Genomic DNA, 16,704 nt, shown 5'->3' on the forward strand with positions numbered 1-16,704 from the left:
GGAGTGGCCCGCGCGGCGCAACTCGGCGACGACGCGCACGATGTCGGCCTTGGCGTCCCAATCGGGAAGCGAGTCGAGCAGCCGGAGGCCCTCGGGCGAGAGCAGTTCGACGAGCTCGGCGCGTTCCACCCGGCCACGCTAGCACCCCGTTCCCGCGCGCTGGCACTCACGTTGCACGAGTGCCAAATCGGCCCTAGACTCGGTTTAGCACTCTCGCTGTGAGGCTGCTAACCAGTCTTCCGTCAAGAAAGAGGTCAACCGTGTCGGTTTCCATCAAGCCGCTCGAGGATCGCATCGTCATCAAGCAGGTCGAGGCAGAGCAGACCACCGCGTCGGGTCTCGTGATCCCCGACACCGCCAAGGAGAAGCCCCAGGAGGGCGAGGTCGTGGCAGTGGGCCCCGGCCGCATCGACGACAACGGCAACCGCGTCCCGCTCGACGTGGCCGTCGGCGACAAGGTCATCTACTCGAAGTACGGCGGCACCGAGGTCAAGTTCGGCGGCGAGGAGCTCCTCGTGCTCTCGGCGCGCGACGTGCTCGCCGTCGTCGTCCGCTAGTCGACACGCACGCTCAGAGGCCCGGATGCCATACGGCATCCGGGCTTCTGCCGTCTCCGGATGCCGCAGCGCCGGTCGTCGCCCTGACGGCATGTCGTCGCCCAATGGCAGCCGGCCTCGAGCTCCCGGCGATGCCCCCGGCGTAGGCTGGATCGAGTGTCACGCTCGGAACCGCTCACGCCCCCCACGACCCCCGATCACGCTCCGGTGAGCCGGTCGGGGCTGGCGTTCGCGGTCAGCGCCTATGTGCTGYGGGGCTTCCTCCCGATCTACTTCATCGCGCTGGCGCCCTCGGGCCCGGTCGAGATCGTGGCGTGGCGAGTGCTCTTCTCCCTCGTCTTCTGCGCCCTGCTCATCACGGTGACGCGGGCCTGGCGTGCGCTCGGCGTGCTGTTCCGCGATCGGCGCATCCTGCTCACGATGGGCCTGGCGGGGCTCCTCATCTTCATCAACTGGCAGACCTACGTCTTCGCCGCGACGACGAACCAGGTCGTCGAGGCGGCGCTCGGCTACTTCATCAACCCGATCGTCACGGTCTTCCTCGGCGTGCTCGTGCAGCGGGAGCGACTGAACGTCACGCAGTGGGTCGCGGTCGGCATCTCGATCCTGGCGGTCGTCGTGCTCGCGGTCGGCTACGGACAGCTGCCGTGGATCGCCCTCGTGCTGGCCTTCTCCTTCGGGTTCTACGGCCTCATCAAGAAGCGCGTCGGACCGAAGGTCGACGCGGTGTCGGGCCTCACGCTCGAGACCGTCTGGCTCGCGCCGCTCGCCATCGTGCAGCTCGTGTTCGTGGCGCTGACCACCGGGCTCACCGTCGGCACGGTGAACCCCTGGCACACCGTGCTGCTCATCGGCCTCGGCGCGGTCACCGCGGTGCCGCTCCTGCTCTTCGCGGCGGCCTCCCGTCGGCTCCCGCTCATCTACATGGGCTTCATCCAGTACTTCGCCCCGTTCATCCAGTTCCTCGTCGGCGTGGTCGTGCTCCATGAGCCCATGCCCCCCGAGCGATGGGTCGGGTTCGCGCTCGTGTGGGTGGCCCTCGTCGTGCTCACCGTCGACCTCGTGCGGGGGGCCCGGTCGTCCCGGCGAACCGCCGCCGAGGTGCTCGAGGAGCCCATCTGACCGGYCGCCGGCTCGATTGCCCCCGGGTGGGGGTCACGCGCGATCCGCGCGTGAACTCCAGCGGACACGACGATTTGCTGCGCGTGGGCCGGGGAAGGTGTCGGCAAGGTAACGATTCCTGCGGTGTTACACGGTTGTGACCGCGGCGACTTGTTTCGGCCTTGGAGGCACCATAGTGTCAAAACACGGCGTCACCAGACGCTGCTTTTGTGTACCAATCCTTCAGTCCCAAGGAGCAACATGAGCGTATTCGCGAAGGCCACGGCCTCGCGCTCGGCTCGCGCAGCATGGACGGGGGTCGCCCTCGCCGGCGTCAGTGCCCTCCTCCTCACGGCGTGCAGTTCGGGTGCCCCGGCCCCCGCCGAGTCGGATGAACCGACCGAGGCCGCCGCCGGCGACGCCCTGCCCATCGAGGCAGGCGACCGCGACCTGACCCTCAAGATCGGCACCATCCTTCCGCAGAGTGGAACGCTCGCGTTCCTCGGCCCGCCCGAGGAGGCCGGCGTCGCGCTCGCCGCCAAGGAGATCAACGAGGCCGACATGGGGCTCAACATCGAGGTCGTCTACCGCGACTCCGGTGACACCACGACGGACATCGCGACCGTCTCGGTGACCGACCTGCTCTCGCAGGATGTCTCGGCCATCGTCGGTGCCGCCTCCTCGGGTGTCTCGTTCACGGTCATCGACCAGATCACCTCGGCCGGTGTCGTGCAGTTCTCGCCGGCGAACACGTCGCCCGACTTCACCGACTACGAGGACAACGGCCTGTACTTCCGTACCGCGCCGTCCGACCTGCTCCAGGGTGAGGTGCTCGGCAACCAGATCGCCGAGGACGGCGCATCCACGCTCGGCCTGCTCGTCCTGAACGACCCCTACGGCACCGGCCTCGCGGCTGCGACCAAGGAGTCGTTCGAGGCAGCCGGCGGTGAGGTCGTCGCCGAGGAGCTCTTCAACACGGGTGACTCGAACTTCGACGCGCAGCTCTCGGCCATCAAGGCCGCGAACCCCGACGCCGTCGCCGTCATCACCTTCGACGAGGCCAAGGTCGTCGTCCCCGCGCTCGTCGGTTCGGGCTACCCCGGCGACCAGCTGTACTTCGTCGACGGCAACCTGTCGGACTACAGCGCGGACTTCGCACCCGGCCTCATCGCCGGCTCGAAGGGCACGCTGCCCGGCCCGAAGCTTGAAGACGACTTCCGGGACCGCATGCTCGCGGTGAACCCCGACCTCGCCGACTTCAGCTACGGCCCCGAGTCGTACGACGCCACCATGCTCATCGCCCTTGCGGCGTACGCGGCGAACAGCACCGAGGGTGCCGACATCGCCAAGTACCTCCGCCAGGTGTCGGGCGGCACCGGTGACGGCGAGGTCGTGACCGACTTCACGGCCGGCGCGACCCAGCTGCAGGAGGGCAACCAGATCAACTACGACGGCCCCTCCGGCCCGATCACGCTCGATGAGCACGGTGACCCCACCGAGGCGACCATCGGCGTCTACCAGTACGGCGACGACAACAAGTACGAGCGCATCAACTAGTACGCGTGTCGCACGGAAGGGCCCCGGCTTCGGCTGGGGCCCTTTCGCGTGCCCGCCGGCGCCCGTAGCCTGACCGGAGAGGCGCGGGCGGTCCTGCACGCCCGTGGGGCTCGCCCTCGCCACCGAGCGAAAGGAGCGTCCGATGCCGTTGGCGAAGATCGAGGTCCGCGGCGCGTTCTCCATCGAGGTCCGCGACGGGCTCATCGAGGCGGTGTACGAGGCGCAACGCGAGGCGCTCCGAGTGCCCGTCGACGACCGGCACATCCGGTACCTCGAGTACCCGGCGGAGCGCTTCTCGGTCGCAGATCCCGGCGCCTCCACGGTGCTCGTGGAGATCACGATCTTCCCCGGACGCTCGGCGGACGCGAAGCGATCGCTCTTCGCGTCGATCGCGCGGCGCTTCGCCGCCCTCGGCGTCTCGCCCGATGACCTGATCGTCGTCCTCCACGAGCCGCCGCTCGAGGACTGGGGCCTCCACGGGGTTCCCGCGACGGATGTGGACCTCGGCTTCGACCTCGACGTCTGAGGGGTCCTCCCGCCGAGCGGCGCAGCGCCCACGAACGACGAAGGGGCGGATGCCGCAGCATCCGCCCCTTCGTGGAGTGGTGACTCAGTCCTGCCCGAGCGTACCCAGGTAGAGGCCGATGACCTTCGGGTCGTTCAGCAGGTCCCGGCCGGTGCCGGTGTAGGCGTCGTGGCCCTGGTCGAGCACGTAGCCGCGGTCGCAGATCTGCAGGCAGCGACGCGCGTTCTGCTCGACCATGATGGTCGTGACGCCCGCGCGGTTGATCTCCTTGACGCGCAGGAAGGCCTCGTCCTGGCGCACGGGGGAGAGGCCGGCCGACGGCTCGTCGAGGAGCATCACGTGCGGGCCCATCATCAGGGCACGCGACATGGCGACCATCTGCCGTTCACCGCCAGACAGCGAGCCGGCGCGCTGGCCGAGTCGCTTGCCGAGCTCGGGGAAGATCTCGGTGACGAACTCGAGCCGCTCCTTGAGGCCCTTGGGCTTCTGGAACATGCCCATCTCCAGGTTCTCCTGGATGGTGAGCGACGGGAACACGTTGTTCGTCTGCGGCACGAACCCGACGCCCTTGGCGACGAGCCTGTTCGCCTTGAGGTTGGTGATCTCCTCGCCGTTGAGCTTGATCGTGCCCTGGCGGACCTTCACGAGCCCGAAGATCGACTTGAGCAGCGTCGACTTGCCGGCGCCGTTCGGTCCGATGATGCCGATGAGTTCGCCCTGCCGGGCGACCAGGGAGCACGCGTTCAGGATGTTCACGCCGGGAAGGTAGCCGGCCGTGATGGCGTCGACCTCGACGACGGTGTCGGCCACGGGGTCGAGTACCGCGCCGGCGGCGGGTTCACTGTTCGTCATCGATGAGCTCCTTCAGTACGTCGACATGCTCCGTGTCGATTTCGATGCCGATGTCCGTGTCGTGGTGGGCGCCGAGGTAGGCGTCGATCACGGCCTGGTCCTGCATGACGGTGTGCGGGTCGCCCTCGGCCACGATCTTGCCCTCGGCCATCACGATCACCCAGTCGGCGATGTGCCGCACCATGTGCATGTCGTGCTCGACGAAGAGCACGGTCATGCCCTGGGACTTCAGGTCGAGGATGTGCTCGAGCAGCGATTGGGTGAGCGCCGGGTTGACGCCCGCCATCGGCTCGTCGAGCATCACGAGCGTGGGATCGCTCATGAGCGCCCGCGCCATCTCGAGGAGCTTGCGCTGGCCGCCCGAGAGGCTCGCCGCGTAGTCCTCCCGCTTGGTGTCGAGCTTGAACCGGGTGAGGAGCTCGACTGCCTTCTCCTCGATCTCGTCCTCCTGCTTGCGCCACAGGAACGGGAGCACCGAGCGGAAGAGGTTCTCGCCGCCCTGGCCCTTGGCCCCGAGCTTCATGTTGTCCATGACGGTGAGGAGGCCGAGCGCCTTGGTGAGCTGGAACGTGCGGATGAGGCCCATGCGCGCCACCCGGTAGGCGGGGACGTGCGCGAGCGAGCGACCGTCGAACTCCCACGTGCCCTCGTCTGGCTTGTCGAAGCCCGTGAGCAGGTTGAAGAACGTGGTCTTGCCGGCGCCGTTCGGGCCGATGAGCGCGGTGATCGCGCCGCGCGGGATCTCGACGTGGCCCACGTCGACGGCCGTCAGGCCGCCGAAGGTGCGCTTGACGCCGTCGGCGATGAGGATCGGGTCGACCTTGCGGACACCCGGTCCGGCCTCGCCGACGTGGAGGCCGGTGGTCTTCACCGGCTTGGACGTGGGAGTGACATCACTTGACAAAGGCCAGCTCCTTCTTGTTTCCGAAGATGCCCTGGGGCCTGAAGACCACGATCAACATGATCGCGATGCCGACGAGGATGAACCGGAGCTGCCCGGCCTGCACCTGCGTCATGAACGGGAACCAGCCCGCCTCCACCGCCCGGGCCATGAAGCCCGAGAAGAAGGAGAGCAGCACCCAGAAGATCATCGAGCCGACGATCGGCCCGAGGATCGTGGCGGCCCCGCCGAGGAGCAGGATCGCGTAGATGAAGAACGTGAGCGACGTCTGGTAGTTCGCCGGCACGACCGCGCGCGGCAGGACGAAGATCATGCCCGCCAGGGTGCCGTAGACGCCACCGAGGATGAGGCTCTGCATCTTGTAGGAGTAGACGTTCTTGCCGAGCGCGCGCACGGCGTCCTCGTCCTCGCGGATGCCCTTGATGACGCGACCCCACGGGCTGCGGATGATCAGCCAGGTGAGCAGCGCGAACACGATCACGAGCGTCCACCCCACGATCCGGATCCACCAGTCGTACGCGTTGTACGTGAATGGACCGAAGCCGTAGGTGCCCGGCGGGATCGGGTTCAGGTCGGCGAAGCCGCCCTTGTAGCCCTGCAGGCCGCTCGCCGAGCCGGTGAGCGAGTCGAACGTGTTCGTCGTGAAGATGAGCCGCAGGATCTCGGCCGCCGCGATCGTGACGATCGCGAGGTAGTCGGCGCGGAGCCGAAGGGTCGGGATGCCGAGGATCAGCGCGAAGATCACGGATGCCCCGACGCCGACGAGCACGGACGCCCACACGGGGAATCCGAACGACAGCGTCGAGATGGCGAACCCGTAGGCACCGAGGGCCATGAAGCCCGCCTGACCGAAGTTCAGGAGGCCCGTGTACCCGAAGTGGATCGCCAGGCCGAGGGCGGCGAGGGCGTAGGCGGCGGTCGTGGGGCTGATGAGCTCCTGCGCCGCGTTGGAGAAGATCGCAATCCAGTCGATCATGGTCGGTCCTCCTTAGCCGATTCTCTCGCGGCGACCGAGGATGCCCTGCGGTCGGAACAGCAGCACGAGGATCAGCACGATCAGTGCGCCCACGTACTTCATGTCGGAAGGCAGCCACAGCGTCGACAGCTCGATGAAGAGGCCGACGATGATCGACCCGACGAGCGCGCCGAACGCAGTGCCCAGGCCACCGAGGGTGACCGCGGCGAACACGAGCAGCAGGATCTGGAAGCCCATGTCCCAGCTGACGCCGGGCCGGAAGTAGGCCCACAGGATGCCGGAGAGGCCCGCCAGCGCGCCGCCCGCGATCCACACGATGCGGATGACCCGGTCGACGTCGATGCCGCTCGCCGCGGCGAGGCTCGGGTTGTCGGAGACCGCCCGCGTCGCCTTGCCGATGCGCGTGCGCAGCAGGAAGAACGCGAAGGCCAGCAGCACCACGATCGAGGTCGCCATGCTCGCGACGTCGATCCACGACAGCGTCACAGGTCCGAGGTGGATGTCGGACGGGATGGTCGCACCGGGCAGCTGCCTCGTCGCTCCGCCGTAGAAGAACTGGTAGGTGTACCGCAGCGCGAGCGAGAGGCCGATGCTCACGATCATGAGCGGGATGAGGCCCACCCCGCGCCGCCGGAGCGGTTTCCAGATCGTGGCGTCGAGCGTCCAGCCGAGCGCGGCGCTCAGCACGATGGCGATGATGATGGCGAGCCAGATCGGCAGGGCCAGGTCGACGCCGAAGGTGAGCACCATGAGGCCGCCGAACGTGATCATCTCCGCGTGGGCGAAGTTCGAGAGGCCGGTGGTGCCGAAGATCAGCGACAGGCCGATCGCCGCGAGCGCCAGGAGGAGCCCGAAGTTCAGGCCATTGATCACGCGGATCAACACCTGGGCGCCGAGGTCGGTCGTGGTGCGCTGGCCCTCGCCGAGGAAGAAGTTCACCGCCTTCAGCTTCGTGAGCCCGAACTCGGCGGTGACGGTGTTCTGGCCCTCCTTGACGACGACGCCCTTGGGCAGGGTCTCCTCGTCGAGGGTCAGCTTGTACTCGCCCTTCTCGGGCACGCCGAGGCGCCATTTGCCGTCGGCGTCGGTCTTCGTCTCAGCGTCGTAGCCGTTGCCTTCGACGCTGATCTGGACGCCGCGCAGCGGCTTGTCGTCGAACGTGACGTTGCCCACGAAGAAGTACTCGAACTCCTCGGCTTCCGTTGTCGCCGCACTCCCGGCCTCCGCCATCGCAGGGGACGCTGCGATGCCGGACAGAGTGAGTGCGGAAAGAAGGATTCCGAGGAGGATGAGCCACCTCCCGCGTGAACGTCGTGCGACTGTTTGCGTGGGTTCCACTGCACCTCCAAGGGTCCCGGCCGGCTGTTGGCCGTCTCGGGTCCGGGTCTTCCCCGTCGACGTCGTCGTCGACAGTACGTGCCGATTATGTCCCATGTGTTTCATGCACGGAGACAATGGCCCTCGATTGTTATCCGGGGAATGCCCGCCGTGCAAACTCGCTTAACATTGATGCATCCCGTCGCGCGACCCTCGCCGTGCGGGCGCGCACCCAGACTCGGAACGAAGGGGAGACATGGATCAGGCAGATCCGTTCGGATTCACAGGGCTGACCTACGACGACGTCCTGCTCCTGCCAGGTCACACCGACGTGATCCCCAGCGAGGCCGACACCACGTCGCGCCTCACCCGTCGCATCCAGGTCGCGACCCCCCTGCTGTCGGCCGCGATGGACACCGTCACCGAGGCGCGCATGGCGATCGCCATGGCGCGACAGGGCGGCATCGGCATCCTGCACCGCAATCTCTCGATCGCCGAGCAGGCCGACATGGTCGACCGGGTCAAGCGCAGCGAGTCGGGCATGGTCTCCAACCCGGTGACGACCACCCCCGATGCGACCGTCGCCGAGGTCGACCACCTGTGCGCGACCTACCGGGTGAGCGGCCTGCCGGTCATCGACGGCGACGGCGTGCTCGTCGGCATCATCACGAACCGCGACATGCGCTTCGTCTCCGACTTCGAGAAGCCGTCGACGCTCGTGCGCGACGTCATGACGAAGATGCCGCTGATCACCGGTCGCGTGGGCATGGACCCCGACGAGGCGATCGCCATCTTCGCGCAGCACAAGGTGGAGAAGCTGCCGCTCGTCGACGGCGCCGGGCGGCTCACCGGCCTCATCACGGTGAAGGACTTCGACAAGTCGGAGCAGTACCCCGACGCCACGAAGGATGCAGAGGGCCGTCTCCGCGTCGGCGCGGCCATGGGCTTCTTCGGCGACGCGTGGGAGCGTGCCGAGGCGCTCCGCGACGCGGGCGTCGACGTGCTCGTCGTCGACACGGCCAACGGCGAGAGCGCGGGCGTGCTCGACATCATCCGCCGCCTCAAGTCCGACCCGTCGTTCGCGCACATCGACGTGATCGGCGGCAACGTCGCGACCCGCGAGGGCGCGCAGGCGCTCGTCGACGCCGGCGCAGACGCGGTCAAGGTCGGGGTCGGCCCAGGTTCGATCTGCACGACGCGCGTCGTCGCGGGGGTCGGCGTGCCGCAGGTGACCGCTGTGTACGAGGCCTCCAAGGCGACGAAGCCGGCCGGCGTGCCGCTCATCGCCGACGGCGGGCTGCAGTACTCGGGCGACATCGCGAAGGCGCTCGTCGCCGGTGCCGACACCGTCATGCTCGGCTCGCTCCTCGCGGGCACCGCCGAGAGCCCAGGTGAGCTCGTCTTCCAGAACGGCAAGCAGTTCAAGACGTACCGCGGCATGGGCTCGCTCGGCGCGCTGCAGACCCGCGGCAAGAAGACCTCGTACTCCAAGGACCGCTACTTCCAGGCGGATGTCCCCTCCGACGACAAGCTCATCCCCGAGGGGATCGAGGGCCAGGTGCCGTTCCGTGGTCCGCTCTCCGCCGTGGCCTACCAGCTCATCGGCGGGCTCCGCCAGTCGATGTTCTACGTCGGTGCGCGCACGGTCGAGGAGCTGAAGGCGAAGGGCCGCTTCGTCCGCATCACTCCGGCCGGGCTCAAGGAGTCGCACCCCCACGACGTGCAGATCGTCGTGGAGGCGCCGAACTACACGCGGTGAAGGTCAGCGTGGCGCGGCGAAGCCGCGACACGCTTCCGTCACGTCACCTCCGGGCCTCGGCGAGCCGCTGCACCGCCTCGTCGAGCACCTCGGGCGTGCACGCGAAGTTGAGGCGGGCATACCCGCGACCGGCGACGGCACCGAACATCGGTCCGTTCGCGAGGGCGACCCGGGCGTGCTCCAGCGCGTACGCGGCCGGGTCGTCGCCCCAGCCGAGCGCCGTGAGGTCGAGCCAGGCGAGGTACGTGGCGTCCGGCATCCGGTAGCGCACGCCGGGCAGCTCGTCGGCGACGAGGTCGGCGAGCAGCCGGCGGTTGTCGTCGAGGCTCGCCAGCACGCCGTCGAGCCACGGGCCGCCCTCGCGGAATGCCGCGATCGTCGCGATCGCGCCGAACTGGCTCGTGCGCCACTCCACCTCGTACGGCAGCGAGCCCCGAACGCGGTCGCCCCGCTCGCTCGCCRTGACGATGAGCGCGGTCTTGAGCCCGGCGAGGTTGAAGGCCTTCGTGGCGGCGGTGACCGCGATCCCGTGCTCGCGGGCCGCATCCGACACCGTGAGGAACGGCGTGTAGGGCGTGCCCGGCTGCGCGAGGGGACCATGCACCTCGTCCGACACGATGGTCGCGTCGTGGCGGGCGGCGATCTCGGCCAGTGCGGCCAGCTCGGCGGCATCCGGGATCGTGCCCGTCGGGTTGTGCGGATTGCAGAGCAGCATCGCCCGTGCGCCCGCCGCGAACGCGGCGTCGATCCCGTCGAGGTCGAGCGACCAGCCCTCGTCGATGCCGCCGAGGAGCGGCACYTCGACCACCGTGGCCCCTGCTTCGGGCAGCAGGTCGAAGAACGGGTGGTAGACCGGCGGTGTGATGATGAYGCCGTCGCCGGGTCGGGTGWCGCGGCGGAGCACCTCGACGTTGCCGAGGCTGACGTCGGCGGTGCAGGTCACGCGGGCGGGGTCGACGTCCCAGCCGAGCCGCGCGTCGGCGAAACCCTGGAAGGCCTCGGCGACGGGGCGACTGCTCGCGACGTACCCCGTGTCCGAGCGATCGACGGCGGCGTGCAGGGCCCTGGCGATCGGCTCGGCGAGCGGGTAGTCCATCTCGGCGACGGGCAGCGGCAGGACGTCGTCGGGGTAGGAGCGCCACTTCGCGCTCGTGCGGGTGCGAAGGACATCGAGCGGTTCGGCGGCGACGCGTTGCATGCCTCCAGCTTGCCGCACGACTCGGGCGAGGTGGCGACGGATGCCGCGTGGCGATAGTCTGATCGGCTGCCTTCGGGCGCCGTGGCGGATGCCGCGAACCGAACGGACACTCGCATGGGTTTCATCGACGTCAACGGCGTCTCCTTCTCGCTGCCCGACGGCCGGCCGCTGCTCGCCGACCTCGCGTTCCGTGTCACCGAGGGACGCACGACCGCGCTCATCGGGGCCAACGGCGCGGGCAAGTCGACCCTGCTGCGCATCATCCGCGGTGAGCTGCGACCCGACGAGGGCAGCGTGCAGGTCGACGGCGGCCTCGGCGTGATGGACCAGTTCGTCGGCACCGGTCAGACGGCGCCGGGCGCCTCGCACTCGGTCGCCGGGCTGCTCGTCTCGGTGGCGCCGAAGCGGKTGCGCGACGCGGCGCTCGAGCTCGAGGCATCCGAGGACGCCCTCATCGAACGCGACGACACCGCCGCGCAGATGCGCTACGCGACCGCGCTCGCCGAGTACGCGGAGGCGGGCGGCTACGAGCAGGAGGTCGTCTGGGACCACTGCACGACCGCCGCACTCGGGCTGCCGTTCGAGCGCGCGAAGTGGCGCGACCTCTCGACGCTCTCAGGCGGGGAGCAGAAGCGGCTCGCCCTCGAGGCGCTGCTGCGCGGGCCGGAGCGGGTGCTGCTGCTCGACGAGCCCGACAACTCGCTCGACGTGCCCGGCAAGCGCTGGCTCGAGGGCGAGCTGCGCGCGACGCAGAAGACGGTGCTGCTCGTCTCCCACGACCGGGAGCTGCTCGCGCGCGCCGCCGACCGCATCGTGACGCTCGAGCTCGGCGCGGCAGGCAACACCGCGTGGGTGCACGGCGGGAGCTTCGAGGGCTACCACCGGGCTCGCGAGGAGCGCTTCGAGCGGCTCGACGAGCTGCGACGCCGATGGGACGAGCAGCACGCGGCGCTGAGGCAGCTCGTCGCGACGCTCAAGGTGAAGGCGACGTACAACGACGGCATGGCGTCGCGCTACCAGGCGGCGGTGACGCGCCTGCGCAAGTTCGAGGAGGCCGGGCCGCCCGAGGAGCGGCCGCCGGCGCACGACGTGTCGATGAGGCTGAGGGGCGCCCGCACGGGCAAGCGCGCCGTCGTGTGCGAGGGGCTCGAGCTCACCGGCCTCATGCGGCCGTTCGACCTCGAGGTCTGGTACGGCGACCGCGTCGCGGTGCTCGGCTCGAACGGGTCGGGCAAGTCGCACTTCCTGAGGCTGCTCGCGGGCGGCGGCACGGAGCCCGATCGCACGCTCGGCCACGTCACGACCGTGGGGGAGACGCTCGCGCGGGTGCCGCACGCCGGCCGGGCGGTGCTCGGCGCTCGCGTGGTGCCCGGGTGGTTCGCGCAGAACCACGAGCACCCCGAGTTCCGCGGGCGCACCCTGCTCGACATCCTGCATCGCGGCGACGCGAACCGCGACGGCATGGCGAGGGAGGCGGCGAGCTCGGCGCTCGACCGGTACGGGCTCGCGGCATCCGCCCAGCAGCGCTTCGAGTCGCTGTCGGGCGGGCAGCAGGCGCGCCTGCAGATCCTGATGCTCGAGCTGTCGGGCGCCACCCTGCTGCTGCTCGACGAGCCCACCGACAACCTCGACCTCGTCTCGGCGCAGGCGCTCGAGGACGCGCTGTCGCGCTTCGACGGCACGGTGCTCGCGGTCACCCACGATCGGTGGTTCACGCGCAGCTTCGACCGGTTCGTGGTGTTCCGCTCCGACGGCGAGGTCGTCGAGGCGGATGCGCCCGTGTGGGATGAGGGGCGCGTGGTGCGCGAGCGGTGAGCCGGCTGCGGCGGATGCGGGCGCCTGCGGGCCGCGCCGGACCCGTTCGCTAGGGTTGAGGGGTGACCCAGGAGATCGAGATCGGCCGCTCAAAGCGGGGCCGCCGCGTCTACGCGTTCGACGACATCGCCATCGTTCCCAGCCGCCGCACGCGCGACCCCGAGGATGTCTCGGTGGGCTGGTCGATCGACGCGTACCAGTTCGACCTCCCGTTCCTGGCCGCGCCGATGGACTCGGTCGTGTCGCCCCGCACGGCGATCATGATGGGCGAGCTCGGCGGCCTGGGCGTGCTCGACCTCGAGGGCCTCTGGACCCGCTACGAGGACCCCGAGCCCGTGCTCGCCGAGATCCGCAACCTCACGCCCGAGCAGGCGACCGAGCGGATGCAGCAGCTCTACGCCGAGCCCATCAAGCCCGACCTCGTCACCGCCCGGCTCGCGGAGATCCGCGCGGCGGGCGTCACGGTCGCAGGCGCGCTCTCGCCGCAGCGCACGCAGGAGCTCTACGAGACCGTCGTCGCGGCCGGCGTCGACCTGTTCGTGATCCGGGGCACCACGGTCTCGGCCGAGCACGTCTCGAAGAACCAGGAGCCGCTGAACCTCAAGAAGTTCATCTACGAGCTGGACGTGCCGGTGATCGTCGGCGGTGCCGCGACGTACACCGCGGCCCTCCACCTCATGCGCACGGGCGCGGCCGGCGTGCTCGTCGGGTTCGGCGGCGGCGCCGCCTCGACCACGCGTGCCACGCTCGGCATCCATGCGCCCATGGCCACGGCGGTGGCGGATGTCGCGGGCGCGCGTCGTGACTACCTCGACGAGTCCGGCGGCCGCTACGTGCACGTCATCGCCGACGGCGGCGTCGGCAAGTCGGGCGACATCGTGAAGGCCATCGCCTGCGGCGCCGATGCGGTGATGCTCGGCGCGGCCCTGGCCCGGGCGACCGACGCGCCCGGCGGCGGCTACCACTGGGGCGCCGAGGCGCACCACTCGAAGCTCCCGCGCGGGCAGCGCGTGCACGTGGGCCAGGTCGCCGCGCTCGAGGAGATCCTCTACGGCCCGGCGCCCGCTGCGGACGGCACCGCGAACCTCGTGGGCGCCCTGCGGCGCTCCATGGCGACCACTGGATACTCCGACCTCAAGGAGTTCCAGCGCGTCGAGGTCGTCGTCGCGCCGTACCAGGGCGCCTGAGTCCTCGCCGCAAGCCCCTGCGCGTCCGTGGCATCCGTCGTACCCAGCGGGTAGCGTGGAACGGGATCACGCGGCGGCGTCGTGCGGCCGCGGGGACGGAGAGCGACGATGGCGACACAGAGGCTGACGACGCAGAAGTCGGTGACGCGCTCGACCAAGCTCGGGCCCGAGGAGCGCGAGGCCGCGATCCGGCGGCTGAAGGAGAAGGAACTCGACATCATCGTGGTCGGCGGCGGCATCGTCGGCACGGGCGCGGCGCTCGACGCGGTGACGCGCGGGCTCTCCACCGGCCTGCTCGAGGCCCGTGACTGGGCGTCGGGCACCTCGAGCCGTTCGTCGAAGCTCGTGCACGGCGGCATCCGGTACCTCGAGCAGCTCGACTTCCGCCTCGTCMGCGAGGCGCTCATCGAGCGGGGGCTGCTGCTGCAGCGCATCGCGCCGCACCTCGTGAAGCCCGTGCGCTTCCTCTACCCGCTGAAGCGGCGGGTGTTCGAGCGCATCTACGTGGGCGCCGGCATGCTGCTCTACGACGTCTTCAGCTACACCGGCGGGCGCCCGCCGGGCGTGCCGCACCACCGCCACCTGTCGAAGCGGCAGGTCATGCGCGCCATCCCGTCACTGTCGAACGACGCGCTGGTGGGCGGCCTCACGTACTACGACGCACAGGTCGACGACGCCCGCTACGTGGCCAGCCTCGCCCGCACGGCCTCGTTCTACGGCGCGCACGTCGCGAGCCGCGTCAAGGTCGAGGGCTTCGTGAAGGTCGGCGAGCGGGTCGTCGGCGTCAAGGCGCACGACCTGCAGACCGACGAGCACTTCGAGATCCGCGCGAAGCAGGTCGTCAACGCCACCGGCGTGTGGACCGACGACACGCAGCGCATGGTCGGGGAGCGCGGCACGTTCAAGGTGCGCGCGTCGAAGGGCATCCACCTCGTGGTGCCGCGCGATCGCATCCAGTCGGCCATGGGCATGATCTTCCGCACCGAGAAGAGCGTGCTGTTCGTGATCCCGTGGGGCCGGCACTGGCTCATCGGCACGACCGACACCGACTGGAACCTCGACAAGGCGCACCCCGCGGCGACCGCCGCCGACATCGACTACCTGCTCGAGCACGTGAACGCGCTGCTCGCGGTGCCGCTCACCCGCGAAGACGTCGAGGGCGTGTACGCCGGGTTGCGTCCGCTGCTCGCGGGCGAGAGCGACCAGACCTCGAAGCTCTCGCGCGAGCACATCGTCGCGCACACCGTGCCCGGCCTCGTCGTCGTGGCCGGCGGCAAGTGGACGACGTACCGCGTGATGGCGAAGGACGCCATCGACGCCGCGGCCGACGCGATGGACGGCCGCGTGCCGCCGTCGACCACCCAGGAGATCCCGCTGCTCGGGGCGGAGGGCTACCAGGCCGCGTGGAACAAGCGCGGCAAGATCGCCAAGGCGTTCGGGGTGCACAAGGTGCGCATCGAGCACCTGCTGAACCGCTACGGCACGATGACCGACGAGCTGCTCGACCTGATCCGCGCGGATGCCTCGCTGGGCGAGCCGCTGCCGGGAGCCGACGACTACCTCGGCGCTGAGGTCGTGTACGCGGCCTCGCACGAGGGCGCCCTGCACCTCGACGACGTGCTCGCGCGCCGCACGCGCATCTCGATCGAGGCGTGGGACCGCGGGGTGTCGGCCGCGCCGGTCGCCGCGCGGCTCATGGGCGGCGTGCTCGGCTGGGACGAGGCCCGCGAGGCGCTCGAGGTCGAGCGCTACCTGCAGCGCGTCGCCGCCGAGCGCGAGTCGCAGCAGCAGCCCGACGACGAGTCCGCCGACCGGGTGCGGCTGGAGGCGCCCGACATCGTCAAGGTCGACTGAGCGGGCGAGATTAGACTGGGGCGCGAACCACCCCCGACCGAGGAGAGTCCGCGCCATGGTTGATGTCCGCCGGGTCACCCTCCCCGGGGTCGGCGTGCTGCACTCCATCACCACGACCGAAGGTGCCGAGATCGCGGTCGTGGCGCACCGCACCGGTTCCAGCGACCTCGTGAGCAGGCCCGCCGGCGCACGCGACGACGATGAGGCGATCTCCGTACGGCTCGACGAGGACGAGGCGCGCACCGTTGCCGAGCTGCTCGGCGGCACGCGCATCGTGGAGTCCATCGCCGAGCTCGACGAATTGCCCGGAGTGCCGATCGACTGGGTCACGATCGAAGCCGACGACGCGATCGCCGGGCGCACCATCGGCGACCTGCCTGCGGCATCCGGAGTCGTGCTCGTGGCCGTGGTGCGCGACGACCACGCGCACCCGTCGCCCCCGGCCGACTTCGTCCTGCTCGCCGGGGACACCCTCGTCGCGGTCGGGCCGACCGACGGCATCGAGGTCGTCTTCCGGGCCGTCCGTGAGGGCGCGGGCGGAGACACCGAGGCCTGATGCTCCAGATGATGTTGCGCCCGCGTTGGGTGCTCGCGCTCCTGCTCGCCCTCGGCATCGCCGCGGCGTTCGCGCTGCTCGGCCAGTGGCAGCTCGAGCGCGCCGTCGAGCAGGCCGTGGTGGTGGAGCGGCCGACCGAGGAGGTGCGGCCCCTCGCCGACGTGGCCGAGCCCGACGGTCCCACCCTGCAGGCGTCGACCGGCCAGCGCGTCGAGRTGTCGGGCACGTTCGTGCCCGGCGACACCGTGGTGGTCGAGGGCCGCCTGAACGACGGCGTCATGGGGTACTGGCCGGTGGCGCACCTCGAGGTGACGGATGCCACGCCGGGCGGCCTTCCCGTCGCCCTCGGCTGGACCGACGACCTCGACACCGCCCGCGAGGCCGCCGCGCGCTTCGACGCGGACGTCGCCGCCGGCGGTGAGGTGACGGTGGTCGGACGCTTCCTCCCGAGCGAGGCGCCGATCGCGCCCGAGGACGACCAGGATCCGCTGGCGATCCGCAGCGTCGCGGTGGCGCAGCTCATCAACGTCTGGGCCGACTACGACGAC

General features: G+C 70.0%; 15 protein-coding genes. 10 read left to right on the forward strand and 5 right to left on the reverse strand.

Features of this window, described 5'->3' with window-relative positions:
• Positions 1-260 precede the first annotated feature (260 nt).
• The 4 genes from groES to AC1DY2_RS04650 all read left to right on the forward strand — a co-directional run bounded on the left by groES (position 261) and on the right by AC1DY2_RS04650 (position 3,741).
• Positions 261-557 carry a co-chaperone GroES gene (groES, locus tag AC1DY2_RS04635; RefSeq protein ID WP_309977380.1) on the forward strand — a complete coding sequence of 99 codons (297 nt, stop codon included), beginning with the start codon at positions 261-263 and terminating at the stop codon, positions 555-557.
• 156 nt (positions 558-713) lie between these two features.
• A complete protein-coding gene (gene rarD / locus AC1DY2_RS04640) occupies positions 714-1,679 on the forward strand; it encodes an EamA family transporter RarD (protein WP_476761344.1) in 966 nt (321 codons plus the stop codon).
• A gap of 240 nt (positions 1,680-1,919) precedes the next feature.
• Positions 1,920-3,215, forward strand: coding sequence for an ABC transporter substrate-binding protein (locus AC1DY2_RS04645; RefSeq protein ID WP_309977382.1), 1,296 nt, complete (start codon positions 1,920-1,922; stop codon positions 3,213-3,215).
• A gap of 142 nt (positions 3,216-3,357) precedes the next feature.
• Complete coding sequence (locus AC1DY2_RS04650; protein WP_476761345.1) at positions 3,358-3,741, forward strand: tautomerase family protein; 384 nt, start codon at positions 3,358-3,360, stop codon at positions 3,739-3,741.
• Positions 3,742-3,825: 84 nt separating this feature from the next.
• Here the strand turns inward: AC1DY2_RS04650 and AC1DY2_RS04655 are convergent, their stop codons facing one another.
• The 4 genes from AC1DY2_RS04655 to AC1DY2_RS04670 are packed head-to-tail and all read right to left on the reverse strand — an operon-like array spanning position 3,826 to position 7,700.
• Entirely contained in the window at positions 3,826-4,593 is a 768-nt protein-coding gene (locus AC1DY2_RS04655) for an ABC transporter ATP-binding protein (protein ID WP_476761346.1), read from the reverse strand.
• Positions 4,580-5,497, reverse strand: a complete 918-nt coding sequence (locus AC1DY2_RS04660; protein WP_476761347.1) for an ABC transporter ATP-binding protein — start codon at positions 5,495-5,497, stop codon at positions 4,580-4,582. The genes AC1DY2_RS04655 and AC1DY2_RS04660 overlap by 14 nt, the downstream gene beginning before the upstream one ends.
• Entirely contained in the window at positions 5,487-6,467 is a 981-nt protein-coding gene (locus AC1DY2_RS04665; protein ID WP_476761355.1) for a branched-chain amino acid ABC transporter permease, read from the reverse strand. Before AC1DY2_RS04665 ends, AC1DY2_RS04660 begins: the two co-directional genes overlap by 11 nt.
• Before the next feature lie 15 nt (positions 6,468-6,482).
• Positions 6,483-7,700, reverse strand: a complete 1,218-nt coding sequence (locus AC1DY2_RS04670; protein ID WP_476761348.1) for a branched-chain amino acid ABC transporter permease — start codon at positions 7,698-7,700, stop codon at positions 6,483-6,485.
• A 343-nt stretch (positions 7,701-8,043) separates the two neighbouring features.
• Between AC1DY2_RS04670 and guaB the strand changes: the two genes are divergently transcribed.
• The gene (gene guaB / locus AC1DY2_RS04675) at positions 8,044-9,546 is read left to right on the forward strand and encodes an IMP dehydrogenase (RefSeq protein ID WP_476761349.1); all 1,503 of its coding nucleotides are present in this window, start codon (positions 8,044-8,046) and stop codon (positions 9,544-9,546) included.
• A gap of 43 nt (positions 9,547-9,589) precedes the next feature.
• On the opposite strand, the gene AC1DY2_RS04680 is transcribed toward guaB, so the two are convergent.
• Positions 9,590-10,744, reverse strand: coding sequence for a MalY/PatB family protein (locus AC1DY2_RS04680; RefSeq protein WP_476761350.1), 1,155 nt, complete (start codon positions 10,742-10,744; stop codon positions 9,590-9,592).
• Positions 10,745-10,858: 114 nt separating this feature from the next.
• Between AC1DY2_RS04680 and AC1DY2_RS04685 the strand changes: the two genes are divergently transcribed.
• The 5 genes from AC1DY2_RS04685 to AC1DY2_RS04705 all read left to right on the forward strand — a co-directional run.
• The gene (locus AC1DY2_RS04685; protein ID WP_476761351.1) at positions 10,859-12,559 is read left to right on the forward strand and encodes an ABC-F family ATP-binding cassette domain-containing protein; all 1,701 of its coding nucleotides are present in this window, start codon (positions 10,859-10,861) and stop codon (positions 12,557-12,559) included.
• Between the two features lie 62 nt (positions 12,560-12,621).
• Positions 12,622-13,746 (forward strand): GuaB3 family IMP dehydrogenase-related protein, encoded by a 1,125-nt coding sequence (locus AC1DY2_RS04690; RefSeq protein ID WP_309977398.1) that lies wholly within the window; start codon positions 12,622-12,624, stop codon positions 13,744-13,746.
• 108 nt (positions 13,747-13,854) lie between these two features.
• Positions 13,855-15,600: a glycerol-3-phosphate dehydrogenase/oxidase gene (locus AC1DY2_RS04695; RefSeq protein WP_476761352.1), complete on the forward strand. Its 1,746-nt coding sequence runs from the start codon at positions 13,855-13,857 to the stop codon at positions 15,598-15,600.
• A 55-nt stretch (positions 15,601-15,655) separates the two neighbouring features.
• Positions 15,656-16,156, forward strand: coding sequence for a cation:proton antiporter regulatory subunit (locus tag AC1DY2_RS04700; protein WP_476761353.1), 501 nt, complete (start codon positions 15,656-15,658; stop codon positions 16,154-16,156).
• An 11-nt stretch (positions 16,157-16,167) separates the two neighbouring features.
• On the forward strand, positions 16,168-16,704 hold a 537-nt coding region (locus AC1DY2_RS04705), incomplete at its 3' end, for an SURF1 family cytochrome oxidase biogenesis protein (protein WP_476761354.1).

The organism is Agromyces sp. P1_H4, assembly GCF_056405255.1.